Genomic DNA, 24,297 nt, shown 5'->3' with positions numbered 1-24,297 from the left:
AGCTCCAAAACCGCTCATATAGTTTCGCTATGCCCACACGGTTCTGGCACCTTAATATCGAGCAAGCCAAATCTACCCAGTGGCGGTCTGAACTTCAGACCGTTGCATCAATGGCGTGTTGCCAAGCCAGGTGGGCCTTGGGCTGATTCGTTCTTCAATTGAGCGCGGGGACAGTGGTACGGGTGTGCTGGTGGAGATTTGAGACGCGGGCATCCAGGGCCAGGAATTCTTGCGCTCGTCGAGGTTTCTTGAAGCCCAGCTGACTTCGCTCCTGTTTGCGGGGAGGCCGATGGGATGGCAAGGTCACGTTATTGCAGCGCGCCGTTGAGATGACTTGGATGTGCTCCACAGTGTGGAGCACGGGAAGTTCTCGAATAGCCGCCCCGTAACTCCAGAGCTTGTCGGTGTGAATGGCGTCTGGAACGTCATAGTTGACGAATAGGCGTTCAAAGAATGTCTTCGCGGCATGGGGATCCCGGTGGCTCTGCAAAAGGATGCCGAGCACCGCGCCGGATTCTAGGGCGGCCCGCCACAACCAGTGTCTTTTGCCACCCATCTCGGTGCACACCTCGTCCAAGAGCCACCGGGATCCCCGTTGGGGTTCCCGGTGGCGGAGCTCTTCGGTGAGGAGCAGCGCGAACTTGATATTCCACTGGCGCAGGGTTTCGTGACTAACGATCATGCCGCGCTGGTGCAGCAATTCTTGGACATCGCGCTCGCTCAGAGGAAACCGGTGGGAGAGCCAAAGGGCGTGCTGAATGATACTGAGCGGAAAACGGTGTCGGTAGGGCTTGCGGTCGGTCAAGGACGAACAGCCTGCTGCGGTTAAGTTGCCAAAACCGTCACAACAACTTCACGCCGCGTGACACGCGATTGGGATAACCGTGGAAACTCTTGATAGAAGTAAGCAACCGAACGTTTTCAGGTCTTCAGACGAGGGTCCAGAACATCACGCAAGCGGTCGCCAAGGAAAATCAAGCTCAGGCTCAGCAGACTGATGGCCATGCCAGGTAACGTAGCAAGCCACCAAGCACTGGCGACATAGTTGCGGCCTTCGGACAACATGCCCCCCCAGGTCACCGTGGGCGGCTGGACACCGAACCCCAAGAAGCTGAGGGTGGCCTCCAGAATGACGATGGTAGCGACATTCAGAGTGGCCACCACAATCACCGAGGACAAGATATTGGGCAGGATATGTTTCAACGTGATCAGCACATCAGACTGACCCAGGGCGTGGGCAGCTTCCACGAACTCCCGCTGCTTCATGGCAAGCACTTCTCCCCGAACGACGCGAGCAAAAGTAGTCCAGTTAATCAGGCCAATGACGACGATCAGCATGGTCAGACTTGGCCCAAAAACACCTATAGCAGTCAAATACAACAAGATACTGGGGATGGCAATGAGCGTATCCACCAAGCGCATGATGAAGGCTTCGACTCTACCTCCCAAGTAGCCAGCCATCAGCCCCAAGACGACACCAATAATCGCAGTGAGCAGGACACCGCCGAACCCCACGATGAGGGTGACCCGGCTGCCATAAATGAGTCGACTCAACACGTCGCGGCCGAGCTGGTCCGTGCCCAAGAGATGCCCTGGACTTCCAGGAGGCACTAGCCGGGCCCGCAGGTCAGGAAGGCTGGGATCATAGGGGGAGAGCAGGGGGGCGATCAGGGCCATCCCAACGAATCCCAAGAAGATAATCAGGCCAATAATCGCGAGTGGGTCTGCTAACCATTTTCTCACGACATGCGGTTTTTTGCGCTGGAGGGGAAGAGCGGTGGTCATGTGTACCTGATGCGGGGATCTACCAGGGCGTAGGCCATGTCCACCATAAGATTGGTCACCATCACGATGACCGACGCGATGATGACCACCGCCTGCACCACAGCCATATCCCTACTGTTAATGGCCTGTACGGCCAACAGACCGACGCCGGGCCACGCAAACACCTGTTCAGTGACCACTGCTCCACCCAACAGGCTTGCCATCTCCAAACCCAACACGGTCAAGTAGGACAGTAAGGCATTGCGGAGGGCGTGCCGACGGACGACCGTTCGGGGCGATAGCCCTTTTGCCCGAGCAGTGCGAATATAATCCAGGCCTAGCACCTCGATCAGGTTGGAGCGCAAGAGCCTCATTAACAAGGCCGCGAGAGAAATCCCAAGCGTGATCGCAGGGAGCACGATGGATGTCCATCCTTCTCGTCCAGACACGGGGAGCCATTGGAATTGGGTGGCAAACACCATGATCAGGAGGATGCCCACCCAGAAGCTCGGCATGGCTCGTCCAAGGACGGCAAGCGTAGAAGCAAGCCGATCAGCCAGACTGTTGCGTTTAATGGCTGCCAGAATACCGATAGGCAGAGAGATCAGGATCGCCACGAACAGGGCCGCGACCGATAGTTCTAAGGTGGCAGGCAGGCGCTCGATGACGATTTGGAGGACAGATTGATTGGTGTACCGGATGGACTCACCGAAGTCGCCAGTCACCATCTGTGTCAGGAACTTCCCGTACTGCACCAGGAGCGGCTGATCCAAACCTAGGGCGGTGCGCAGGCTCTGAACTTGCTCAAGACTGGCATCTTCCGGGAGCATGAGACGCACCGGATCACCAGACAGACGCAGGAGCAGAAAGACAATCAGCGAAATGCCCAATAGACTCGGAATCATTTGCAGAACGCGGCGGATGAAATAGGCGAACACGGCATGTCCTCCTGGAAGACCAAGGATGAGATCAAAAGAACACGTTGCCCACGTGCGGGGCAGCGTGTTCCTGGTGAGGTCGCAGATTGTGCAGGAAAGGAACTATTTGACAGGCTTGGCTTCGTACATCCACAGCACTTCGTCTGCGCGAGGTTGCCAATCGACCCGCTTGTTGATGCCAATTAGGCTATGAACTTGGAAGAGAGAAATCATGGGCCGCTCGCTGGCGACAATGGCGTATGCCTGGCGGAGCAGTGCGGCACGTTGCACACGGTCAAGTGAGCTAGAAGCCTGATCCAGGGCTTTATCAAACGTGGGGTTACACCAGTGCGTGATGTTGCTGTACGTGCCTTTACACGGAAGCGTCCGCAGCGCGAACCACCCATCCATCATGCTGTTGGCTACGCCAATCATGCCCATATTGGTCACTTTACCGGCGTCCCAGATGCGGGAGTTATAAGCACTCCACTCCAAGGTTTCAATTTTGGTGTTGATCCCAACGGCTTGGAGCATGGCACCGACAGTCTGAAGGATTTCGGCGTCTTGTGGGTAGCGTCCTTTTGGACCTTGCAGCGTGATCGTGAGCTGGCCAGGACGGTACCCTGCCTCTTTCAACATCTGAGCGGCTTTCTTGGGATCGTACACGCTCTTCTTGTAATAGGACAGGGGTGCGTCCCGCACGCCCTGAGTTACCCGGGCCGCCACTGGCGTGCCGTACCCGCCCATCACCGTATCGATCAGGAGCTTACGGTCAATGGCATAGTCGATTGCAGCACGGAGTTTCTCATTGCTGGTCGCCGAGTCTTTTTCCATGTTGAAGGCGAACATCATCACCCGGGATGTTGGCTGGGTGACGACCTCTACTTTGCTGTTGGCGCGGATCCGTTTCACGTCCTGTGAAGGGATGTCCACAGCAATGTCTACCCCGCCAGTCAGGAGCTCATTGACCCGAGTGGCTTCTTCAGGGATGGCTCGCACGACCAATTGAGTCCAAGCCGGTTTCCCACGCCAGTACGAGGCGTTGATATCCAGAACGACGCGGTCGTCACGCTTCCAGCTGTTGAATTTGAAGGGTCCGGTACCGATTGGTTTTTTGTTGAATTCAGTCCACCCTACCTTGTTGAGATATTTTGAGGGCAAGATTTCGGTTCCACGACGGGAGAGGCGGTTCAACAACACCGGGTCTGGTCCGGCTGTCACGATCTGAACCGTATGGTCGTTGATGACTTTGACGGTTTTGATGTCCTTGAGGGTGTCGTTGACAAACAGTTTTGCGTCGCGGGCACCACGTTCAAGCGTAAACTTGACGTCAGCCGCGGTAAAAGCGTCACCGTTGTGAAATTTCACGTTGCGGCGCAGGTTAAGTTGCATGGTGGTGTCATTGATTTGTTTGTAGGACGTGGCCAGAGCGGGCCGAAGTTTACCGGCAGCGTCAAAGAACATCAGGCGGTCGAACATATTCGTGTAGACCGTCTCGGAAGCCGTGGTACTGGCGTTCTGGGTGTCGAACCCGGGAATGTCGACGGGAAGAGCAAGGGTCAGCGTAGTGCCTTGAGCACCCGCAAGACTGGCAAGGGTGAGAACGGTGGTCAGCAGGGCCGTACGGGGGAAGTGCTTAGTCATGAGGGTGCTCCTTGAGCGTCAGAGGAAAGGCCTTGTTGATTGACTGCGAATTCTGATTTGACTTGTTGGAGAAGATGGGGGTCTTGAAGAAGGTCGATTGCTGTAGATGCCAGTGCCTGGGCACCAAGCAGCAGGCCACGCATGCCTTCAGGGCTCCGGGAGGCTTCCAGGAACTCGATGGTATGGGCAGAAGTGCCTTCGGGAGCAATCTTGATGTACGGATGGATCGCAGGCACCTGATGGCTGACGTTGTTGAAGTCTGAGGAACCCACTCCACCAATCTGTGGGGGTGCCTGCAAGTCTTCACCAAGGGCTTGCAGGTGGTGCCCAAAGCGGGTGGCGAGAGCGACATTGTTGTTGCGGGAAGTGTATTCACGGTCTTCAGTGATCTCGACGCGTGCGCCCACAGCAGCGGCAGCGAATTCAGCGCAGCGCCGCACTTTGGCCTTGATGTCACGCATGACCTCAAGCTGTTTGTGACGGACAAGGAAATCCGCTTCGGCGTAGTCCGGAACGATATTGGCCGCAGCACCGCCGTGGGTAATGATGCCGTGAACCCGGGTTTCGTCGGGAAAGTGCTGGCGCATGGCATTAATGGCATTAAAGGTCTGAATACAGGCATCAAGTGCATTGACGCCGAGATGAGGATTGCTGGCGGCATGTGAAGCGCGGCCATAGAACTTAAAATTCAAATCAGCAAGGGCCAGCGAGCTGCGCACAGGCATACTGCGGGCACCCCCATGGATCATCATGGCGGCGTCGGTGGCTTGGAAGGCACCATGGTCAAGGAGGATGATCTTGCCTCCCCCTCCCTCTTCAGCAGGACACCCAACAACCTCGATCCGTCCAGCGAAGAGCGTTCCCTCTAGGGCTTGCTTGACCAGGATGGCGGCACCAGCGGCGGCCACGCCGATGATGTTGTGGCTGCAGGCGTGGCCCAGGCCGGGCAAGGCATCGTACTCAGCCAGCAGCGTGATGGTGGGTCCGGATACCCCAAAAGTGTGACTGGCTCGAAATGAGGTGGGAAGATTACAGAAGTTGCGTTCAACCTGCAAGCCGTGGCTTTCGAGCAGGGTGGTCAGGCCTTCGACGGCGTGGTGTTCCTGCCAGGCGGTTTCAGGATGAGCGTGGATGTCCAGACTGAGGTCGATGAGCTGCTGCTGGAGGGGTTGCATGTAGGTTTGAAGGGGCGGCATGGAGAGCGTAGTCATAAGAGACATCCTAAAATAGAACGGCATTCTATTTTTTTGCTATAGTGCGAATTGGGACGACGTACGAACGGACCAAGAACTTGAATAGGGTTAAAAAGACAGTAGGCTCAGCCCTCGAGAAAGTCAAGTTGTCTTCCGCAGAGCAGCTCATGTGGTCTAGATTCATCTGGAGTCCGGCGCCTTGTGGTAACAGCAAGTCAAGAGGATCATCATGGGGCCCTACCAAAGAAATATCTGACCCACCCACCGAATCATTCCCCTTCTTCCTATTGAAAGGACTTATGGCTGACCCTAGCTTACGTGTTGCCGCCGTCGACCGTGCACTTTCCGTCTTGCAAGCGTTTATTGACGGTACGCCTAGCCTGTCGCTTGCTGACTTGGCCTCGCGCACTGGGCTCCATAAAAGCACCATCCTTCGTCTGATCAGTTCCCTGGAACACGAACACTACATCAGCCGTCTGAGCAACGGCCATTACCAGCTTGGTCCCACACTGCTCACGCTCGGCAATCACTACCAAAATTCATTCAACTTGGCGGAGCACGTCAATCCAGCCCTTAAGGCTTTGGTCGAGTTCACCAGTGAAAGTGCTGCATTTTATGTCCGTGATGGAGACAGTAAAATTTGCTTGTTCCGAGCAAACTCGTTTCATCATGGGGTGCTGCGATACATCCAAGTGGGCTACCGACTTCCGGTAACTGCGGGTGCTAGTGGCGCCATTATCATGGCCTTTACCGATCTGAACCGGCCGGATCTTGCAGAAGTTCGCAACACAATGATCGTAGTCTCACTCACGGCGCGGCTTGATTTGGACACTGCAGCGATTTCTTGCCCAGTGTTTGGCGTTGGGCAACACTTTCAGGGAGCGCTGGCCTTAGCAGGGCCACGCACTCGGTTTACACCCACGCAGGTTGAAAAAATGAAAGGGCATCTGGTAGACGCAGCGATCTCCATTACCCATAGTATCGGAGGAGATTCAGCTCGGCTCCTTGCAGTGAAAGAGAACATGCAGCACGTAGTGTTATAGGTTCACGACTCGTAACTGCTCAGCACACAACGACCTGTTGTGCTAAGTAGTTACGACAATCTTTTGATCGCTTCACCAAAATTTCACTACGAGGTTTTGACATATAACTATCACTACGATAAAGGTCTGAATATTGAACCTATCGACCTTGAAAAAAGCAGTTGTGAAAACTACATCTAATTCGCGTACAGGAATTTTATTTTCGCTCTTGAAATGTAATAGATTGGAGTCCTATGGATAGGGAAAGAGCTCTCGTGCTGATTAGACATCTCTCGAATCCATCCTTTCTTAAGGACGCATCAGATAAAGAAGTTTATAAAATGTCTGTAGAACTAGGGTATATCACAGGACACCCAAAGCCTATAGACGTATTATTTCATACTTTTTTTGAAGAAGATCTAGAAGATGGATTGACTCTAACGCCGGAATTTCTACTTGATTTTATGGTAAAAACGGCTAGCACTAAAAATTAGCGGCAAATTACTAATACTTAAGAAGTGTTATACTAACACCGACTAATAGATGTTAAGTAACCACTCGTTACAAAGTTAAGTTTTGTAATGAGTGGTTACTTAACAGCAATTCAAAATGATTTCGTTTAACCACATTGTGTGTAGATATTCGATTCATCAATAGGGTGAATCCAAACCTGACCATCTCTTTCTCTCCATTTGACCACTACTCTCGGATTTTCCAGACAGTTACGATATGCTTGGTCAATCAACTTTAAGGGCGAGAATAATTTATTAAGTAAATATGCCAATTCCAACAATCACAATGGTTGCTAAGATAACTACTGCTTTTCGACTCACGCTGGCTTTCTAGGGGTCAAAAGTCGGAAGTAGTCAGCAGAAGTCGGCTCTCATGGGGTGTTGTCTGCGATGAAAAATCTTTGGAACCAACTTACACCCTCAACAATACTGCAAATGCTCCCGGCTGGAGCCGGGAGCACCGTAAGCTGTTAATTACACAGACTTATCAACGGTAACAGAGGAAATATAAGTCTCTATATAGGGCGTAATCAGTTCATCTACTTCGTTCTCCGAGAAGTGCAGAGGGCCAAAAGCTTGATTCCATTCACTTAGCTTCATTGTAACTGCGTTAGGTATTTTAAAAGCTTGCGACAACGTTCCTGCAAAGATAACAGGATTTGAACGGCTATATTCACCGCTTGCCAGATTTCTCAGGAGCTGCAGCGTCTCAATCCCAGCTAAAGCTTCTCCTAACATTTGCAACCAATTCGTTATTATTCATAACCAACTCCTGCGTCACTTCTAAAAACTAAAATTACTCGAAGATTACTCGTACCGTGCAGTAAATTTTGTGACCACTTAGCACACGAAGGTAGGCATAAGGACGTCATTGCGAAAGATACTGACCAGGCCGTGCCAGATATTCATCCCCTGCTTGTGAAGCGTGGAAGTATAGCTACGAATGCGGCAGAAATTCATGCCACCTCTCACTGAGCGAAACCCACCGGAGACTTTGCGTTTCACGCACGCCATCCGAATGTCCCGCTCCGCTTGATTGTTGTCAAACGGCACCTCTTCATAGTCAAGGAAGCGCAGAATTGCTTCGCGATGCCTCTGACACCGCAGTGCCAGGTTGCGTCCCGGGTCTGCTTCACCCGACCCCGCTGTCCAGGGATGGGTTCCGCTGCTGGGTTGGATGCCAACCCAGCTTGTACCAACGCGTCGAACCGCGCCAGGAACGCTGCTTTTCCCGCCAAGGTCAGGGTACCTGCTTTGTTCTCGTGGTAGACGCGTTGCATGGCGCGGCGTAGTTCCCCTGCCCAAGTTTGTCCATACCCTTCTGCCAAGTGCCGCCATTCCCTCAGAAGATGGGCGTTGCACAGGGCATGTTGTCCAGGAAGCTGGAAATAGATGCTCCAGGCGTCATGCATCAAGGTGCCCCTAAACCGGGGAAGGACGTCCATGTCCTTCAAAGCCGCGTACCCGCGCTGCTGGTGATGCCCGTACAACGTGAGCTGCTTGCAGCTCACCACATGCATCCACGCCAACGTCCCATTCACCTTGCTGCCGGTCTCATCCGCGTGCAGGACAGGTTCGCTGAGGAGCGCAGCTTTGAGTTCAGTCTCAAAAGCAGCCAGACGCCCAGCAGCCACATTCAGGTTGAGAGCAATGGTGCCATCACTGAGCTTTGCTCCACAGACGGCTTCCAGAATGTTTGCTGTACGTTTGAGCGGAACGAAGTGCACCGCGTTGAGGTAAACCGCCAGTCCATGGATGCGGGGGCCATACTGCACTTGACCAGGAACGTGAGTTGGAAAAGAAGCCTGCTCGCGGTGATGACAGCTCGGACACACCTTGACCTGGGCGCGGTACTCCACGGCATGAAGTCGAATCTCTGGCAGGTCCAGAACCTGCCGCGCCAGTTCATCGCTGACGATCACCGTGTCCCAGGCTTGACCACAACCACAGTGCCCGGTGACAGGAAGCGTGACGATCTCGTCAGGGTGCTCGACTATCTTCAGCGTTTTGCCTGGGTGACCCGGTTGAGCGCCAGAAGACCGGCCGGTCTTCTGGCGCTCACTCTTCGGCGTCCAGGGCTTGTCCTGGCTCGGAGGTTGATGCGAGGTTGTGCTGTTTAGCCCCAGACGCGCTTTGATCTCCTGTAACTCAGCAAGCACTTTGGCCAGCTGAGCTTCCAATTTTTTGCAGTTCGGGCAGGCGTCGTCGGAGATGTCCCTACTCTACCTGCTCCACCCAGTCCAGGCCCCCTGCTGAGCAGTCACCACGACTCAGCTCAACACACAAAGTTGCCAGAACCGGCAGAACCAGGTTCTGCTCGCCCGCCACGACGAGGGCCGCGCCTGATCGAGCAGACCATCAACACCCTGCCCACCGACCCCACGCGCCGCACTGAACTGTCAAGGGTTGGGTAGAGGCTCAGTTCGGGATGGGGGTCTGCTCCTCGAAGGCCGTCGGCGACCTGTAACCCAACGCGGAGTGACGACGGCGGCGGTTGTCGAACACATCAGGTCCACTCAACGACCTCTGTTCGTGTCTGGGCACGACCCCACAGCGCTTCACTGAGCCCCATCTCCGTCTTCAAAGTTGCAAAAAAGCTCTCATGGACGGCATTATTTCAACCCAAGCCCTTTCTCGCGCATGCTTTGAACGGCCTGAAGTCTGTTTAGCGCCTGCTGATACACTTCGCTCGTATCTTGACTCCCTGTGTCCGAATGGTGTAGCAGCCCTCCTGGTGGCTGCCAACGCTCTACAGCCATCTCCAAGGCCGCTATGACCAGCGGGTGTACCCGGCAGCTAAGCCCACAGCGCCTGCCAACATCTTCCTGTTCAACGCGACCCCCCGCCGCTCCTCAATAAGCCACTCAGCGTGCTGATCAGGCGCGTCCAAGTCAGCGCTGTCAACGCTCTGCAAGACGGCTGGGAGCTCGGATTTCGCTCTCCCTCATAAAATCTGTCAGGCCGTCAGGGCTTCAGGAACCTGCTGCTGAAGACCTGCCCGTGTCTGCCGGTGATTTGGCGCGAACCTTGGCGCTTTTGCTACGTTTAGAAGGGGTGGCAGCTGCCCTTGGGAGTGCTGCAGAACATGCATGGCCGCATTCTCGGTCGTCCTCAAGACGAACGAACCGAAATGGTAGCCCACCTGAAAGCACTCCTGGCCCTGTCTTGACCCTGTGCCAGATGTTGCTCCTGCGCACCGTCACGAATGGGGCGTCTGCACCTCTGACGGGCATCACCCGCGCCGGAGGCGTGCCAGAGTAGGCCATGCCCAGCAAGCCCAGCAGCAAGATGCCGATTCCCCGACCCAGCGCAAGCTGTTCTTGGGCATCCTCCGGGATACCCCAAGCGACACAGCACAGACGCTGCCCAGCGCAGCAGTCGGGAGCGCCTCGTGAGTGCCCCGCCGGACCACGCCACGCATGCCACGCTGAAGGCCCAACCGAGGAATCTCCACAAGACGGCAGAGGAGACTGGCGCGAACCTGGACGCCATCACGGTTCAGCAGCAGACTCAGCCCCAGAAGCTCCAGGGTCTGCTGAACGTCGGCATCAGCCGCTGGGAACGGGTGCAGCTTGCCCGCGCTCCGGGTCGGCCCACCGCGCTGGACTACGTGGAACTGCTGGCGACGGAATTCACCGAACTGCACGGTGACCGGGTGTACGGCGATGATCCAGCATTGATCGGTGGACCAGCCCGCTGGCAGGGGCGGCCGGTCATGCTGCTGCTTCAGCAAAAAGGCCGTGATACCAAGGACAGAATCAAGAGGCGGTTTGGCAGCAGCAACCCCGAGGGCTACCGCAAGGCGGTTCGCCTGATGGATCTAGCAGACAAGTTCGGCCTGCCGATCGTCTGCCTGATTGATACCCAAGGCGCCTATCCCGGCATTGCGGCTGAGGAGCGGGGTCAGGGCTGGGCGATTGCTGAGAGCATCCAGCGCATGGTCCGTCTGAAGGTTCCCGTCGTGTGTGCGGTGATCGGTGAGGGCGGCAGTGGCGGAGCGCTGGCTGTGGGCGTCGGCAACCGGGTGCTCATCATGGAGAATGCGTGGTACAGCGTCATTTCTCCTGAAGGAGCGGCCAGCATCATCTGGAAGGATGCGGCCAAAGCGCCGGAGGCTGCTGAGGCCCTGAAACTGACCGCACCCGACCTGCTGGAGCTGGGCATTGTGGAGGAAGTCATTCTAGAGCCAGCAGGCGGAGCCCATCTCGACGCTGCGGCCAGCGCCGCCTCTCTAGGCGAAGCCGTGTCGCGTCATCTGGATGAACTGGCTCTCCTCAGTCCGGAAGAGCTGCGCTCCCGGCGCAGCACACGTTTCCGGGCACTGGGCACCTTTGTGGAAGGCCAGAGCAGCTGATCAGACAGGGCCGTGAGGCTTACCCCGTTGATCATTGGGCTGATCAATCCTCAGCGCTGTTGGCACCGCGAGTCGAAGGGTGGCCACCCAGTGAAGAAGTCAGGTCACCCGACCACGCCTTGCTGATCGGCCATGAGGCGAGATGGCGGCTGCTTTTACAGGTGCTTCAACGAGCGTCCAAGCGCCCTTGAGCATTAACGGGATTTCTTATAACAGCTCTTGAACGTCCGATGTGCAGGTATTGCGTCGGTCAGTGCCTTGTTCCGGCGCTTGAAGCTTTTTGGTGCCGTCGGACGTGCAGGCGAGGATGGAGGCGCAGCTGTGACCTTCGTGACGCTACCAAAACAGGAGCTGCAGGGGCGTTATAGCGATGCCGAGAGTGAGTAAGCGTGGGCCATGCGGAAGACCGGGCTGGAAGGGGTCTTCGAGCTGTGGATTCGTTCAGCTGACGACTTGCCGGGCGAGTGCTTGATCATCACGCGGCAGCACGCGCATGTTCTAGGACGGGTGCTGGAGCAGGTCTAGTCGTCAAGCGGACGGGTGTGTTCGGCCTGTTCTTGCTGGTCAAGGTTGGGAATGGCCAGGGCGGCCAGCAGGATCGCGGCGACGGCGGTGGCCGTCATGGCCAAGAGATTGCCGGTAAACAGCAGGAGCAACGTCACCACGCTCAGGGCGCAAGCGCTGCCCATCAACACAGCGGGGAATACGTTCATGCCCCTAGTGTGGCGTCTGAGTCGAGAAAGAGCTCTTCAGTGAGCCTCAAGAATCTCTTCAGTTGGCCTCAAGAATCCGGGGGTGGGGGGAGCGAGGGACACCCACGGAGCGACAAACCGCGCATGTTCTAGGCCGGGTGTTGGCAGCCATATAGAAGTGGGGCCGTGGACGCTCCCCTAATCCAGTTTGTCGATCTTCAGGATGCTGCCCTCAAGGCGGTCACGGTCGCCCAATAGGAAGGCAACGGCGACCGCGCTTTCGGCGTATCGAATCCTGAGGGCACCTTGCCGTCCAAGTAGCCCTCGACATAGGCGTCGATCATGGCCGGGAGCAAGCTTGGATCGAAGAAAGCCGCAATCTCCTGGTAATGCGGTCTTCGGCGAGGCGCTGAACCGCGGCGAGGTACAGAGGGTTTGATTTGGGGAGTGGAGCGGGCACAGGGCCAGAGTAGGGTGAGGGGGGGCCAGAGATGAGCAGAATTGAGGCAGAAGATGCTCACGAAATGGGGTTCTTCCCCTATTTTTCGCACTCATTTGACTTGGTGCCCGCATTCTCTTAGATCAATCGGGCTGTGTGGGGAGACGTTCCCTGGATTGTTCGTGAATGAAAAGCAGGTGTCGATCCACCAGCTCAGGCCCAGCCCCCCGCCATGAGCAGCAATGAGTAGCGGCTCCGGCGGCCACCGTCTAGCGGGCCGGGAAAGACCCCAAGCAAGAACACCACTGCAAAAAGCGTCTGCTCTACCCAACCCCACAGACCGCCGCCGATAGGCTTATGAGGGCCACGACCCTGTGCTCAGGCCTGAGTTCCACTGGGTGGTACCGAAACCTCCTGAATGCGGATCAAGTTCCCTGCGGGATCACGGAAGGCGCAGTCCCGCACCCCGTACGGTTGGAGCGTTGGTTCCTGAACGACTTCGGCGCTGCTGGCCTGCACCCGGTCAAAGGTGCCGTCGAGGTCGGTGGTGGCCAGAACAATGGTGGCATAGCTGCCCTTGGCCATCAGTTCGGCCACGGTGCGGCGCTCGTTGTCGGTGATGCCCGGCGTGGCCTGAGGCGGAAAGAGCACGATGGACGTGCTGGGCTGACCGGCGGGGCCGACCGTGATCCAGTGCAGGCCGTTGTACCCGACGTCGTTGTGTACGGTGAAGCCGAGGGTGTCGCGGTAGAAGGCCAGTGAGGCAGCGGCGTCGGTGTGCGGCAGGAACGTCTGGTGAATGGAGAGGTTCATGGCCGTCACTCTAGGCTTGATGTTAAGTTTGGTGCTTCTCGATTCCTGATCGGTCTCGTGACTTGCTTGGCCACGCAGGGCGGCAGTCCCGCCGTGCCGCCCGCAGCGTGCAGTCGGTAAGCGCTGGGGGACATTCCGACCAACTCGGTGAAGCGGGTGCTGAAGGTGCCCAGTGACCGGCAGCCAACCTCAAAACAGACGTCGGTAACACGGAGGTCGCCTCGGCGCAGCAGGGCCATGGCGCGCTCAATCCGCCGTATCATCAGGTAGCTGTACGGAGATTCCCCATAGGCCAGCCGGAACTGGCGGCTGAGGTGCCCAGCGGACATCTGGATGCCGTGGGCGAGCGCCTCAACGTCCAGGGGCTGTGCATAGTCCCGGTCGATCCGGTCTCGCACACGCCGCAGACGCGCGAGGTCGTGCAGATGCGATGGTGCGGCGGATGGCGCAGTCATGGCTCATTGTGCTCTTTCACACCGCTGGGATCAGGCCACTCGATCGTAGAGGAAGCACTTCAAGGCGCGTCACGGGTTCGGAACCCGTTACAGGAGCCGACTTTCTCATAGCCCTGAGGGGTTTTGACGGGGAGTCAGATCTTCCGCATCGCAAATTTGGATCAGCAATTCACGACACTGGGGCTTCACTTCACCGACCGTATGACTTCCTGACCGACTCGCGCGCACCGCTCAACTCTACCTGCTGAACTCGCCCCCATTCCAGCATCTAAAAGACTTGCACTCCGGTGCACGTCTTAAGACCAGCAGGTGGGAACAGTGAAAATGCGCTTCTCCATAGAGTAGTGTGAGGATCTTGTAATGGACCCGTTAGTATTCTGAAAAATATTTCTCATTGAGGCCTATCGTCTCGCACGCTCCGTCCTTGAAAGGAGAATCTGCATGCCGCAACATCACCGCTTATTTGTTCTGTCCACCCTCTGCGCCGGCCTATTGATTGGGTGTGCTGGACAGCCCACCGTTCCTCCCCTCACTGCAGATCGTCCGGGTCAAGTGGCTCAACGTTACAACTCTGTCGTGAGTGTGCCTCTGCAGAGCGGCGACACGCCGAGCAGTCTCACCAGCACTCTGGGTGGCGAGGTGGTGACGTGGGACGACACGGGTTGTGCCGCATCCAACGCCGAATCCTGCTTCGCATTACTTGGCATGAGCGGCGCGACCACCCTCAAGGCCCAGGGTCTGCAGGCGCTGAGCACTCAGCGGGGCCGGAACGTGTATATGGAATCCAACCGGGACGTCTTTAGCGGCGGCGGCACCCTAACGGCGACCATGAGCGGGTCACGTGGCATCTGGATTGGTGGCAACTTCTTAGCCTGGAGTGGCGGTTCTCGAGGCATTTGGATTGGCGGTATGTACAACGTCATTCCTGAAAACACCCAGAACTGGCGCAAGATTGAACTGGAGAAGGCCCAGATGATGGCCCCCAATTTGGGCGCGGGCGTCACGGTCGCTGTAATTGACACCGGGATCGATCTCAAGCACTCGGCCTTCCAAGGCTCGCTGTCCGATCCTTCCACTTGGCGCGATTTTTACGCCGCTGACAACGTGCCTCAGGAAGAAGGCACACTCGGCGTCGGCGGGTTTGGACACGGCACCAATGTCGCTGGCATCATTTTGCAAGTAGCTCCCAAAGCCAAAATTATGCCACTACGAGTCTTGGGGCCAGATGGGTCTGGAGACGTCGCGACAGTCGCCAGCGCCATTGACTGGGCCACGGCCAAAGGTGCGCGAATCATCAACCTGTCGCTGGGCAGCGAGGACAATTCCAGGGTCGTGCAAGAAGCTATTGCGCGGGCTACGGCCAGAAACGTGCTGATCGTCTCATCGGCCGGCAATGCCAACGTCAGTAGCATTACCTACCCCGCTGCCACCGCTACGTTAGGCATCAACTCGCTGAGCGTCGGCAGTGTCAATCTCAGCGATATCAAGTCCAGCTTCTCCAACTACGCGTCTCAACTGGAACTCGTGGCCCCCGGCGAAAACGTGTTTGCCCCAGCTCCCGGCGAACTGCTGGCGGCCTGGAGCGGCACATCACAGGCGGCCCCCATGGTGGCTGGAGGTCTGGCCCTCGCGTTTGGCCAAACCCTGGTGGTGCCCATCAGTGATGTCACCAAAAAATTAGCTGAGAACGCATTTGATGTGTACAACAACGGAGCCAATCAAGCGTACAAGGATCAGCTCGGGATTAAGGGTCGCCTGGATCTGGTGAAATTTCTAGAGAACACCATCAAGTACTGAGTGCCTTGACCCGCCAGAGTAGAAGTTTGCCTCGGTACGACACGGATTCTCCAGCCAGCTCATCCATTGCTTTACGGCTGGAAGGATTGCATGCGGCAGCAACCGCTCTCCTCCATACTGACCCGAGGCGGGCCCTGCCTCTGGCGCGTGAATATGCTCAACAGGCCCAAACTGTAGGATCACTGGTGGCGCAGGCCAAAGCCGAAGTGCTGTTGGGTCAGTCTTTGTTGGTCTGCGGTGAACTGCCGGAAGCACTCGTCCGGCTCCGTGTCGCCATCCAACTGTACGGGGAGTTAGCAGATCCGTTAGAGCAGGCAAACGCTGAAGAATTGGCGGGGAAAGTCTGCCTCAATCTCGGGGAACTTGATGAAGCCGACCAACTGCTCCATGCCGCGATCAACCGCGTCAGTCATCTTCAAAATATCCCAGCGCAAGCCACGCGCGCCACGGCCTTAAATCATTTAGCTGGAGTTCAGCACACTCAGGGCAAGGTGGCCGAAGCCCTCACTTCACTGCGTAGAGCGCTGAATATTTGGGAAGAGCAGAGCCATTTCGTTGGACAGATCTATTGCCTGATCAACCTGGGAAACATTCAAACATGGCTGGGGCAATACTCCGAAGCAGTGGCAAGTTTATCGCAAGCCTACACGCTCAATCAAAAGCATTTGAATGACTCAAGGTCGCAGGCGTCTGTCCTGCACAATCTTGCCCGGGTTCATTATTTAAAAGGTGACAGCGACCTCGCGATTGAACTGATGCACTCTGCCTGTCAATCAGCAGAGATCACTCAAGATCCATTGATACAGGCGTCCACTCAACTTAATCTGGGCACCTTCTATTTAGAAACTGGCCAGTTCCTGGAGGCCCGTACCCACCTGGAGGCGGCGCTGGGCCTCAGCCGCCAGACCAGCTACCGCGCCGGGGAAATGTCGACGCTCGACAGCCTAGGACTCTTGGCGGAACAGACCGGGGACATGGCTGAAGCTCAGCAAAGCTACCAGCAAGCCCTCGAGATTGCCCAAGAAATCGGCGATCCACAGGGCGAGTTGGAGGCCCGCCTGCATCTGGGCAAGCTGTATTTTCAGCAGCGGGCCTCAAGCCCTGCCTTGACACAGCTCAGCGTGGCGCTGGAACTTGCCGTTCAAACCCAGTCTCCAAAAGAGGAAGGGGAGATTCACGAAGCCTTGCTGCAGCTGCACGAAACGCAGCAAGATTTTCAGCTGGCCTTGCATCACGCCACAGCCCTGCTGCGCATCGAGCGCGAGCTATTTAACGCCGAGAGTGACCGGCAGACCCGCAACCTCAGCATCCAATTCGAAGTCGAGCGTGCCCGACACGAAGCCGCCGTTTACAAACTCCGGACAGAAGTCGAACAGGAGGCCCGTCAGGCCGCTGAACGACTGGTGCAGGAGCGCACCTCTGAGTTGTCCCGCGCCCAGCATGAAGTGGTGACCCGGTTGGCTATGGCCGCAGAATACCGCGACGACACCACTGGGGAGCATACCCGGCGTGTGGGGCGAGCCACCACGAATTGCCCGCGCCCTCGGCTGGTCAGAACGGCGGGCAGGCGTGCTCGGCATTGCGGCGCGGCTCCATGACGTGGGCAAAATTGGCATTCCAGACACCGTGCTACTCAAGCCCGGCAAACTCAGTCCAGAGCAGTACACCCAGATGCAGACCCACACCCTGATCGGCGCACGAATTCTGTCGGGCGGGCGCTCGGAACTGCTGCGTTTGGCAGAAGAAATCGCCCTGACCCATCATGAGCGCTGGGATGGAGGCGGGTATCCACGCGGCCTCAGTGGAGCGCAGATTCCGATGAGTGGCCGGATCGTGGCAATTGCGGATGTCTTCGACGCCCTCACGCAGGCCCGCCCCTACAAACGGGCCTGGACGCTGCAGGAGGCCATTGAAGAAATTCAGCAGCAGTCCGGCGTGCACTTTGATCCCTCAGTGGTAGAGGCTGCAGTAGCGGTATTCAATGATCCAGACCTCAACAGTACGGGCGAGTTGGTGAACCTAGGGGCAGGCCAGCACTCACTGGACGATCTGCCGTTGGCGCAGGGGAGAACATGCACGCGCTCTCGATCTTTGAGCACTTGTTGGTCGAGCGCACCCATGAGCTTGAGCTGGCCCGGGAGCAGGCCGAACACACGGCCCAACACATGCAGCACATGGCCCTGACCGATAGCCTCACCGGATTACGCAATCGCCGGGCGTTCGAGGCTGATTTGGAAAGAGCGATCTCCATGGCCCGCGCCACCGAGACGAGTCTGGTGGTGCTGTCGTTTGATTTAGATGGGCTGAAACAGGTGAATGACTCGCTCGGGCACGGCGGTGGTGATCAATTCTTATCGACGTTCGGCCAGAGCCTCGCCACCGAGTTTGAGGGGATAGGAGCTGCCTACCGAATCGGCGGAGACGAATTTGCAGTCATCAGTGCGCGTGCGCTCGACGACGACAGTCTGCAGGCGCGAATTAAAGCCGCCATTGCGCGGGTTCAGGTTGAGAGCGCCGTACAGACAGGGGCCAGCTCCGGCATCGCCCGCTTCCCGGAGGATGCTCAAAGTGGTGGGGATTTGCTGCGGGTCAGTGACCGCCGAATGTACCAAGACAAGTTGCACCGCCGGGTCGGGCGCTGACGACTGAAAGCAATGGCGTCGATTCCGTAGCACCCTCTTGCAGTTTCACCGAGCGAAGGTACCCACTTACGCCATGTCCCATCACAGGATGATGAGTCCAGGCTTGTAACGCGGGAACCGCTACTGCGCACAGATTGAATGAGGCTGGCAAACACGATCATTCCCCTTTGCGAACCGCTATCGCACTGATCAATACAAGAGCAACAGGGTTTCGCAACGAAAAAAGCGGTGCCGAAGCACCGCCTTGGTTCGTTTGCTGGTCGTTAAAGGCTGCTCTTGAGGGTGCTGGCGACCTTGAAGGCCACTTTCTTACCTGCAGGGATCTGAATCTTCTCGCTGGTGCCGGGCCGCACGCCGGTACGTGCGGCCTTAGCTTTGACGTTCAAGGTGCCCAAACCCGGCCGGTCGTCCTCACCCGCACGCACCCCGCCAGATCCACCACCTTGTTGTGGGGGTCGAGGACGGGTGTCCAGCCCAAGGAGGCGAAGGCAGTCAGACGCAACAACACGTGCCCGCCCGAGAGAGTGTACGAGACCGTGCCCAGATCCTGGCCGTCCAACAGCAACCTCGTCTGATTCGAGGTCGCCAGCTGCGCGAAGGTTGTTCCTAGCAACAGGGTGCTGCACAGCAGACTGAGGTGGGGCACCAGGGTTGAGGTGGAGAACCGGTCAACGGGCAGGACGAGGCGCATGAGGCGAAGTTACTTTTACAGGGTGAAGTCAAACTGATCCAGCGACCAATGGCGCCGTATTGCTGTGTCCGCTGACCTCCGCGTATCGCCAAGTGGTTTGGATGTGCGGATGCCCCCAGCGCTTACCCGTTCCGCCACAGCCACGCGACGGAACGGGTGAGGACGTGGGGAGGCTCTCGCCGCTGCTGCACGAGCACGTGAACTGCTGGGTCGGTACGCCTTCACCCCCGCGGAGGTGGCTGGGGAGAGCCCCGGCTGTTGCGTGATCCCGCAGGCTGAAGCAACGGCTGGCCGGCTTCCTGAGTGCAGGTGCCTGTTCCAAGTCTCGTGTGATCCCTTGGACAAGCCACCCGGGGCGTCAACCTACTGAGCCTGACAGCCTTTCACCCTGCAAGGCCTGACCGCTTCTCTCGGGGCTGCTGTTTCTGATCCATCCGCCATGATCTGAGCTTCCCCGCTGTTGAAAGCCAGTGCTCTGATCCGCCGCAGGTCAATTTCTGAACGTCAAGCTGGCGAGTTGGGCGGCGTAGCGGCCGGGAGCCTGCGTTTGCAGGGTCAGCACCCCCGTTACCTCCCGTTGGTCCACGTCCGAGAAGCGCCACACGCTGGTCACGGTCTTGCCGGTCACACTCTTGGTCAGCAGCGTCCATCCGGCGGCCTGCAGTTGAGTCCCGTAGGCACCAAGCAGTTGTGCCGCCGTGGAGGACGATTGGATGGAGGCCGAACTGTTCCAACTGCCCCCGCCGCCCCCGGTGCCCTTGGGCTGCACGCTGGCCCCACTGGGGGGCCGCAAGGCCGGAAGGTTGGTGGGTAACTCGGCCCGCCGCATATCTTGGAACTGAAGTTGCTCGCGGAGATTGGGGTTTTGGTTGAGGTTCAGTGTCACCCGCGTGACGGCACCGACCCGCCGAAGCTGAGCATCGAAGCTGACTTGCTGCTCGAGCCGGTAATACGCCAGTGCGGCGGGCTGCTCTTCCGCTTGAAACCCGCCCTGTTCGAAAGGCCCAAAAGGGCCAAACGCAAAGGCCGTCCATCCCAACGCTTTGAGCTGTGTTTGTAGCGCGGCCTGAACCTGAGCCGGGGAGGCGGAGCTATCGAAATACAGGCTTTGGGTATTCGGGAACTCGGGGCCACCGCTGGTGCGAATAATGCTGCCCAGCAGCCGACTGGCGGGAACACTAGGCAGGGGCCCGAGCGGCTTAGAGGGGCGCTGGCCCACCAAGATTTGCGCCTCGACGTTGATGGAGCCGTAATCGCTGCTCAAAGCGCGCCGGGTCAGCTCCCGCTCTTGGGTCAGGGCCGCGGGCGTGGGAGCCGGAGCGGGTTGCGCCGAGGGACTGGACGCCAGGAGGAGAGCAAGCAAAAGGGGGAAACGGTTCATATTACCTCCATAGAGGGCGTGTGACTCGAGTGTCAGTTCTATCGCACCTTATCCCGTCTGAAGCTGACGCGCTGATGATGCGGCGGGTCAGGCCAAGGGTTCGGTGGGGCACCGTGCATGCAGCCGGGCGTCCGTCTTCTCGGGTGCTGTCACTCAGCTGCGTCAGCAACAGAGCAAAGTCACCGGCCAACAGCCCACCTCTTCGCCCGCTCTGCAGAGGCTCAGGGGGTGCCCAGGCGCAGCCAGTCCAGACGGTTGCCGTCCTGGATCAGCAGGCGGCCATCCGGAGCGAATTTCGTCTTGGGGCGAAAGGCGTAGTGACCACAGCCTATCAGGCGTTCGTAACCGCCCCGCAACTGGGCGGGCGTGTTCAGGAGCTTGCCGGTGTTCAGATCGGCCAATCGGTAGCCGTACAGCAGGCCGCCGCACCCATCGCCGCTGGTTTCTGCCAGGAGCACGGTGCGTCCGTCAAAGGCGCTCAGGCCCCACCCGGCGTACACATCTGTGGAGTGCTCGACCGGCACGCGCAACACGGCCCCCTGCTTTCCGGTGTGGGCCTCCACACGCGAGAACACATTGACCCGCGGCACGGGGCCGAGTTCTCCCGGATTCAGGGTCTGCGCCGTCATCCCGAACTGCGCTAGAAAACGCCCGTCGGGTGAGGGGAGTCCGGCGATCCTGCTGCTATGCCAGGGGGTCTGCCAGAGGGTGTGCCCGGTGCGCTCGGCCACCGTCCAGCATTCACGGTAATTGCTCTGTGGGCCGTCCTTGCGGCTCTCTTTGACCAGCAGCACCGAGGTCACGGGAAACTGTGTCCCGGCGGGGAGCGGGAAGGGGCTGCCGTCCATTCGCCAGGCGCTGGTCAAGGTGGGCCCATTGAAGACGTCTTGCTCCACACTCAGCACCTGACCGTCTGGGCTGAAGGCCAGGCGCTGTACCCGGCCCGCGGCCTGCCAGGCGCGCAACACTTGGCCACTGCTGCTGTGCAGGCGCAGGGTTTGTCCAAAGGCGGAGGCGAACCGCTGTCCATCAGTGCTGGCCGCCACCAGGTCGGCGCGGCCCCGGTACAGCGTCTTCAGGCTGCCCGGTTGATGCAGAGCGACGCGGCCCGTTCCGGCGCCGCCCTGCACAGCCAGCAGCACACGCCCACCACTCAGCGGCGCGGTGTCCAGCACGGCTTCGCCCAGCGAGCGCACGTACGCGCCGTCCTTGATCCGGCGCACTTCCGGCACACTGCCGTCCCGGATGGTCACGAAGAGCTGGCCGTCTGGCGAGGGGAACGCCCCGCGCAGGCCCACCTGCGGGCCCAGGCGCCAGACGGGCGGTGCTCCCGGTGGGTAGAGCGCCAGTTGCTGACCGAACAGCGCCCCACCACTGCCGTATTCATTGCCCGCGTTGTACACGTTGGAGGCCACCAGCACGCGCCCGTCCACCCAGTCGAGTGTGGCTCCCGCGTAGAGGGGCGGGCCTGTTAAGGTGACCTGCTGCGCCTTGACCTGGCCTGTCCCATTTCGCGTCCAGGTGAGGAGCCGGCCCTGACCGCCAAAGATGGAGACGTCTTTCTCTCCCCGCAGGGCCAGCAGCGCGACCCGCTGACCGTCGTCACTCAGGGCCAGGGCTGTGCTGGGCCGGCCACCGTCTGGATTCAAACTCAGGCCCGCCGGGAGGGGAAACCGTTCCACTTGGTCGCCGCGTTGCCACTGCAGTTCACCGCCTTCCAGCCAGATTCTGGTCTGCACGTCTAGCGTGCAGGCCACCCTTGTCATTGTCCTGAGGGGGCGTGAACAGCCTGGCTGGGCGGTGAGCTGACCGGTCTCGAGCTTGAGCCGGTAGGCGAGGGTGACTGGCTGGTTTCTCTGTTCCCCGCGGGCCAGCACAGGCAGGCCAGCAGCGTTGGCCGCGCCGGACAGGTTCAGTCCTGGGTTGGTGAGGATGACGGGAGGCTTCACAAGTTGAGTGCCGAGCCGCTGTCCGCCGACCTGCCAGCGATACAGCAGGCGGGTCGTATCAAGTGTAAACACGGTGCGGCTGTCGGCTGACCAAGCGGCGCCGCCGGTCAATTCTCCAAACGGCGCGTCCCCACGGCCAAAGCTGCCGGCGGCGTGGCCAGGAATGGGTGTGGTGGACAGGATGCTCGTGGCACTGGCAAACGGCAGCAGAGCGGTCAGCACAGCGGGGAGGAGGCGCATGGCCAGTGATAATACTCGGCGCCCTCTGAGGCCCCTGAGTGACTTCGTTCAAGAGGAATGCCTTCCTTGTTCGTCAGCCGAGATCAACAACACCTTCTTCAGCCAACAGCGCTGCGATCATCACTCTCTTCCGTGACGCAGTCGTTGTCGTTGAACGGCCCTGGCCATCTGGGCACCATGTGGAGAGACGGGCAAACAACTCTCGTTCGGGCAAACAGCCGCTCGGCACTCTAGCTTGACTTTCTGATCATGACGGTTGAATATAGAAACACGATATAGGATTCCGATATATCGCAGGAGGCTCATATGTCCAGCGCTCACCCCCCCAGCCACCCCGAACCCAACCTGCTGCGTGGCCACCTTGACCTCATCCTGCTCAGCATCATTGAAGGTGACCCCAAGTACGGCCTGGAGATCAGCAAACAAGCCCAAGACCGCACCGACGGCTATTTCGATCTGCGGGTGGGCAGTCTGTACCCCGCCCTACACCGCCTGGAGAAAGCCGGTTTCGTGCGCGGCGAGTTCCAGCCCGCTGCGCGGGGCGGCGTGCCCGTCAAGGTCTATGCCCTGACCGACACCGGTGCCCGCGAACTGACCGCCCGCAAGCGCGAGTTTGAAACCTTCACTCAGCAGCTTGGCCGCTTGTGGCAGCCGAAAGGAACGCCCCTATGAAACCCACCGAACGGTATCTGAGATCGGCCACCCGTGGCCTGTGGGGCCAGGCCAAGCGGGAGTTGCGCCAAGAACTGCACGGTCACCTTCAGGTGAGGATTCAGGAGTGGAGATTGGGCGGCCTGAGTGAAACTGAAGCCGAGCGGCAAACGCTGCGCGAATTGGGCGCGCCGGAAGAGGTGCGCACGGGCATGCTGGGCGTCTACACCCTGCCCGCTCTGGGGCGAGGGGGACTGGCCAGCCTCTTGATGGCCAGTCTGCTGATCGGCATTCTGCCGCAGGGACAAGCTCAGGTCAGCAGCATCTTTGCCGGATCAACTCAGCAAGGGGCCGCCAGTTACCTCGATTTCACTCAGTTGCAACGCGAGTTCCAGAAATCTGGGGCGGCATTGGCGGGGACACCGCAACAGCCCACCTTGACTGTGCCGGGCGCTCCACGTTCCCCCTATCCGGTTGCCAGCTTTCCCGGCTCGGTTCTGAAGCAAGAAGGCAAAACCTATTTGCAAACGGATGCCCTCGTGAACGCCTTACTCAACTCAGGCAGCGACCTGCGCCTGAGCGGGTGGACGAACCCGACGTTGCAGGCGGGAAAGATCAAGATTGGGATCCAAACGACAGATTGGCGGGTCTCGAACCAGCTGTACGGCGCGACGCTCTACACGCGGCCTGAGCTGGGTTTGGGACTGCCGCTGACGCTGCTCGAACCGAACGGGGATACCCAAGACCTGACTTTGACGGGCAACTTCCAAACCGGGAAGGTGTACGCGTTGGTGATGCCACTGCAAAGTGATTGGACATCCACCGGCCTAGGAGGAGAGGTACTCGACCGTGGCAACTTGATGCTCACGACCAACATCGCCGTGGCCAAGCCGGGCCGCGTGACCTTCCGGATGTACAGCGAACCCGCGCGGCATGTGCAGCCTGTGACGAGTCTGGACGGGTTCCATGACCTGCTTGACCCGCTGCGGAAGGCAACAACCCGAGTTCGGTGGAGCAGTCAACAACCGGCTCCCGCGCTGGTGCTGGCCCTCAGCGGGCACTTCGGCCCGGACGCCTATCAGGTGCTGCCGGGGGCACACGTCCTTAAACCCTAACCGGCACGTCTGCTTGGGCAGAACCG

General features: G+C 58.6%; 21 protein-coding genes and 3 pseudogenes. 9 read left to right on the top strand and 15 right to left on the bottom strand.

Annotated features, from left to right (window positions below):
* Nucleotides 1-154: 154 nt before the first annotated feature.
* The 5 genes from M1R55_RS19275 to M1R55_RS19255 form a co-directional block, all read right to left on the bottom strand.
* The gene (locus tag M1R55_RS19275; protein ID WP_249394536.1) at nucleotides 155-805 is read right to left on the bottom strand and encodes an IS6 family transposase; all 651 of its coding nucleotides are present in this window, start codon (nucleotides 803-805) and stop codon (nucleotides 155-157) included.
* 116 nt (nucleotides 806-921) lie between these two features.
* Nucleotides 922-1,785: an ABC transporter permease gene (locus M1R55_RS19270; RefSeq protein WP_249394535.1), complete on the bottom strand. Its 864-nt coding sequence runs from the start codon at nucleotides 1,783-1,785 to the stop codon at nucleotides 922-924.
* Entirely contained in the window at nucleotides 1,782-2,702 is a 921-nt protein-coding gene (locus M1R55_RS19265; RefSeq protein WP_249394534.1) for an ABC transporter permease, read from the bottom strand. Before M1R55_RS19265 ends, M1R55_RS19270 begins: the two co-directional genes overlap by 4 nt.
* 102 nt (nucleotides 2,703-2,804) lie before the next feature.
* On the bottom strand, nucleotides 2,805-4,325 hold the full coding sequence (locus M1R55_RS19260) for an ABC transporter substrate-binding protein (RefSeq protein WP_249394533.1): 1,521 nt from the start codon (nucleotides 4,323-4,325) through the stop codon (nucleotides 2,805-2,807).
* On the bottom strand, nucleotides 4,322-5,563 hold the full coding sequence (locus M1R55_RS19255; protein ID WP_249394532.1) for a M20 family metallopeptidase: 1,242 nt from the start codon (nucleotides 5,561-5,563) through the stop codon (nucleotides 4,322-4,324). The genes M1R55_RS19260 and M1R55_RS19255 overlap by 4 nt, the downstream gene beginning before the upstream one ends.
* A gap of 305 nt (nucleotides 5,564-5,868) precedes the next feature.
* Between M1R55_RS19255 and M1R55_RS19250 the strand changes: the two genes are divergently transcribed.
* Nucleotides 5,869-6,561: an IclR family transcriptional regulator gene (locus M1R55_RS19250; RefSeq protein WP_249394531.1), complete on the top strand. Its 693-nt coding sequence runs from the start codon at nucleotides 5,869-5,871 to the stop codon at nucleotides 6,559-6,561.
* 965 nt (nucleotides 6,562-7,526) lie between these two features.
* On the opposite strand, the gene M1R55_RS19245 is transcribed toward M1R55_RS19250, so the two are convergent.
* Both M1R55_RS19245 and M1R55_RS19240 read right to left on the bottom strand, forming a co-directional pair.
* Nucleotides 7,527-7,790: a hypothetical protein gene (locus tag M1R55_RS19245; protein WP_249394530.1), complete on the bottom strand. Its 264-nt coding sequence runs from the start codon at nucleotides 7,788-7,790 to the stop codon at nucleotides 7,527-7,529.
* A gap of 102 nt (nucleotides 7,791-7,892) precedes the next feature.
* Nucleotides 7,893-9,265: pseudogene (locus M1R55_RS19240) on the bottom strand (IS66 family transposase).
* 1,178 nt (nucleotides 9,266-10,443) lie between these two features.
* On the opposite strand from M1R55_RS19240, the gene M1R55_RS19235 reads away from it, so the two are divergent.
* Both M1R55_RS19235 and M1R55_RS31785 read left to right on the top strand, forming a co-directional pair.
* Nucleotides 10,444-11,406 carry an acetyl-CoA carboxylase carboxyltransferase subunit alpha gene (locus tag M1R55_RS19235; RefSeq protein WP_249394529.1) on the top strand — a complete coding sequence of 321 codons (963 nt, stop codon included), beginning with the start codon at nucleotides 10,444-10,446 and terminating at the stop codon, nucleotides 11,404-11,406.
* Nucleotides 11,407-11,802: 396 nt separating this feature from the next.
* A complete protein-coding gene (locus tag M1R55_RS31785; protein WP_256566017.1) occupies nucleotides 11,803-11,931 on the top strand; it encodes a hypothetical protein in 129 nt (42 codons plus the stop codon).
* On the opposite strand, the gene M1R55_RS19230 is transcribed toward M1R55_RS31785, so the two are convergent.
* The 4 genes and pseudogenes from M1R55_RS19230 to M1R55_RS32250 all read right to left on the bottom strand — a co-directional run.
* Nucleotides 11,928-12,119, bottom strand: a complete 192-nt coding sequence (locus tag M1R55_RS19230) for a hypothetical protein (protein ID WP_249394528.1) — start codon at nucleotides 12,117-12,119, stop codon at nucleotides 11,928-11,930. The two genes, M1R55_RS31785 and M1R55_RS19230, sit on opposite strands and share 4 nt — an antisense overlap.
* A 796-nt stretch (nucleotides 12,120-12,915) precedes the next feature.
* On the bottom strand, nucleotides 12,916-13,350 hold the full coding sequence (locus M1R55_RS19225; protein WP_249394527.1) for a VOC family protein: 435 nt from the start codon (nucleotides 13,348-13,350) through the stop codon (nucleotides 12,916-12,918).
* A gap of 5 nt (nucleotides 13,351-13,355) precedes the next feature.
* Nucleotides 13,356-13,805, bottom strand: coding sequence for a helix-turn-helix transcriptional regulator (locus M1R55_RS19220; RefSeq protein ID WP_249394526.1), 450 nt, complete (start codon nucleotides 13,803-13,805; stop codon nucleotides 13,356-13,358).
* Nucleotides 13,806-13,940: 135 nt separating this feature from the next.
* Nucleotides 13,941-14,033 (bottom strand): annotated as a pseudogene (locus tag M1R55_RS32250) (IS200/IS605 family transposase); the annotation flags it as partial.
* A gap of 348 nt (nucleotides 14,034-14,381) precedes the next feature.
* Here M1R55_RS32250 and M1R55_RS19215 point away from each other — a divergent pair.
* From M1R55_RS19215 to M1R55_RS19200, 4 genes are read left to right on the top strand one after another with little or no spacing between them, the layout of a single operon-like run.
* Entirely contained in the window at nucleotides 14,382-15,602 is a 1,221-nt protein-coding gene (locus M1R55_RS19215) for a S8 family serine peptidase (protein ID WP_249394525.1), read from the top strand.
* Between the two features lie 5 nt (nucleotides 15,603-15,607).
* On the top strand, nucleotides 15,608-17,200 hold the full coding sequence (locus M1R55_RS19210; RefSeq protein WP_371827215.1) for a tetratricopeptide repeat protein: 1,593 nt from the start codon (nucleotides 15,608-15,610) through the stop codon (nucleotides 17,198-17,200).
* A complete protein-coding gene (locus M1R55_RS19205) occupies nucleotides 17,172-17,786 on the top strand; it encodes an HD-GYP domain-containing protein (protein WP_249394524.1) in 615 nt (204 codons plus the stop codon). Before M1R55_RS19210 ends, M1R55_RS19205 begins: the two co-directional genes overlap by 29 nt.
* Nucleotides 17,777-18,244 carry a GGDEF domain-containing protein gene (locus M1R55_RS19200; RefSeq protein WP_249394523.1) on the top strand — a complete coding sequence of 156 codons (468 nt, stop codon included), beginning with the start codon at nucleotides 17,777-17,779 and terminating at the stop codon, nucleotides 18,242-18,244. The genes M1R55_RS19205 and M1R55_RS19200 overlap by 10 nt, the downstream gene beginning before the upstream one ends.
* Before the next feature lie 263 nt (nucleotides 18,245-18,507).
* Here M1R55_RS19200 and M1R55_RS19195 read toward each other — a convergent pair.
* From M1R55_RS19195 to M1R55_RS19180, 4 genes and pseudogenes are all read right to left on the bottom strand, one after another.
* A pseudogene (locus M1R55_RS19195) lies at nucleotides 18,508-18,645 on the bottom strand (HU family DNA-binding protein); the annotation flags it as partial.
* Nucleotides 18,627-18,935: a hypothetical protein gene (locus M1R55_RS19190; RefSeq protein ID WP_249394870.1), complete on the bottom strand. Its 309-nt coding sequence runs from the start codon at nucleotides 18,933-18,935 to the stop codon at nucleotides 18,627-18,629. The pseudogene M1R55_RS19195 and the gene M1R55_RS19190, both read right to left, overlap by 19 nt.
* A 490-nt stretch (nucleotides 18,936-19,425) precedes the next feature.
* Nucleotides 19,426-20,316 carry a hypothetical protein gene (locus M1R55_RS19185; protein WP_249394522.1) on the bottom strand — a complete coding sequence of 297 codons (891 nt, stop codon included), beginning with the start codon at nucleotides 20,314-20,316 and terminating at the stop codon, nucleotides 19,426-19,428.
* 221 nt (nucleotides 20,317-20,537) lie between these two features.
* Nucleotides 20,538-22,505, bottom strand: coding sequence for a WD40 repeat domain-containing protein (locus M1R55_RS19180; RefSeq protein ID WP_249394521.1), 1,968 nt, complete (start codon nucleotides 22,503-22,505; stop codon nucleotides 20,538-20,540).
* A 306-nt stretch (nucleotides 22,506-22,811) separates the two neighbouring features.
* Here M1R55_RS19180 and M1R55_RS19175 point away from each other — a divergent pair, with 306 nt between their 5' ends.
* Nucleotides 22,812-23,177 carry a PadR family transcriptional regulator gene (locus M1R55_RS19175; protein WP_249394520.1) on the top strand — a complete coding sequence of 122 codons (366 nt, stop codon included), beginning with the start codon at nucleotides 22,812-22,814 and terminating at the stop codon, nucleotides 23,175-23,177.
* Complete coding sequence (locus M1R55_RS19170; RefSeq protein ID WP_249394519.1) at nucleotides 23,174-24,271, top strand: permease prefix domain 1-containing protein; 1,098 nt, start codon at nucleotides 23,174-23,176, stop codon at nucleotides 24,269-24,271. Before M1R55_RS19175 ends, M1R55_RS19170 begins: the two co-directional genes overlap by 4 nt.
* Nucleotides 24,272-24,297 lie beyond the last annotated feature (26 nt).

It is taken from the genome of Deinococcus sp. QL22, assembly GCF_023370075.1.
Classification (GTDB): Bacteria; Deinococcota; Deinococci; order Deinococcales; family Deinococcaceae; genus Deinococcus.
This window is presented reverse-complemented; position numbering and strand designations above follow the sequence as displayed.

What these genes read in the sequence shown, in the direction of transcription:
- M1R55_RS19270 (WP_249394535.1), bottom strand. Translation starts at nt 1,785, where the DNA reads ATGACCACCGCTCTTCCCCTCCAGCGCAAAAAACCGCATGTCGTGAGA.
- M1R55_RS19260 (WP_249394533.1), bottom strand. Translation starts at nt 4,325, where the DNA reads ATGACTAAGCACTTCCCCCGTACGGCCCTGCTGACCACCGTTCTCACC.
- M1R55_RS19180 (WP_249394521.1), bottom strand. Translation starts at nt 22,505, where the DNA reads ATGCGCCTCCTCCCCGCTGTGCTGACCGCTCTGCTGCCGTTTGCCAGT.
- M1R55_RS19220 (WP_249394526.1), bottom strand. Translation starts at nt 13,805, where the DNA reads ATGACTGCGCCATCCGCCGCACCATCGCATCTGCACGACCTCGCGCGT.
- M1R55_RS19230 (WP_249394528.1), bottom strand. Translation starts at nt 12,119, where the DNA reads ATGAACGTATTCCCCGCTGTGTTGATGGGCAGCGCTTGCGCCCTGAGC.
- M1R55_RS19175 (WP_249394520.1), top strand. Translation starts at nt 22,812, where the DNA reads ATGTCCAGCGCTCACCCCCCCAGCCACCCCGAACCCAACCTGCTGCGT.
- M1R55_RS19245 (WP_249394530.1), bottom strand. Translation starts at nt 7,790, where the DNA reads ATGTTAGGAGAAGCTTTAGCTGGGATTGAGACGCTGCAGCTCCTGAGA.
- M1R55_RS19185 (WP_249394522.1), bottom strand. Translation starts at nt 20,316, where the DNA reads ATGAACCGTTTCCCCCTTTTGCTTGCTCTCCTCCTGGCGTCCAGTCCC.
- M1R55_RS19225 (WP_249394527.1), bottom strand. Translation starts at nt 13,350, where the DNA reads ATGAACCTCTCCATTCACCAGACGTTCCTGCCGCACACCGACGCCGCT.
- M1R55_RS31785 (WP_256566017.1), top strand. Translation starts at nt 11,803, where the DNA reads ATGCGGAAGACCGGGCTGGAAGGGGTCTTCGAGCTGTGGATTCGTTCA.
- M1R55_RS19200 (WP_249394523.1), top strand. Translation starts at nt 17,777, where the DNA reads ATGGCCCTGACCGATAGCCTCACCGGATTACGCAATCGCCGGGCGTTC.
- M1R55_RS19255 (WP_249394532.1), bottom strand. Translation starts at nt 5,563, where the DNA reads ATGCCGTTCTATTTTAGGATGTCTCTTATGACTACGCTCTCCATGCCG.
- M1R55_RS19190 (WP_249394870.1), bottom strand. Translation starts at nt 18,935, where the DNA reads ATGCGCCTCGTCCTGCCCGTTGACCGGTTCTCCACCTCAACCCTGGTG.
- M1R55_RS19170 (WP_249394519.1), top strand. Translation starts at nt 23,174, where the DNA reads ATGAAACCCACCGAACGGTATCTGAGATCGGCCACCCGTGGCCTGTGG.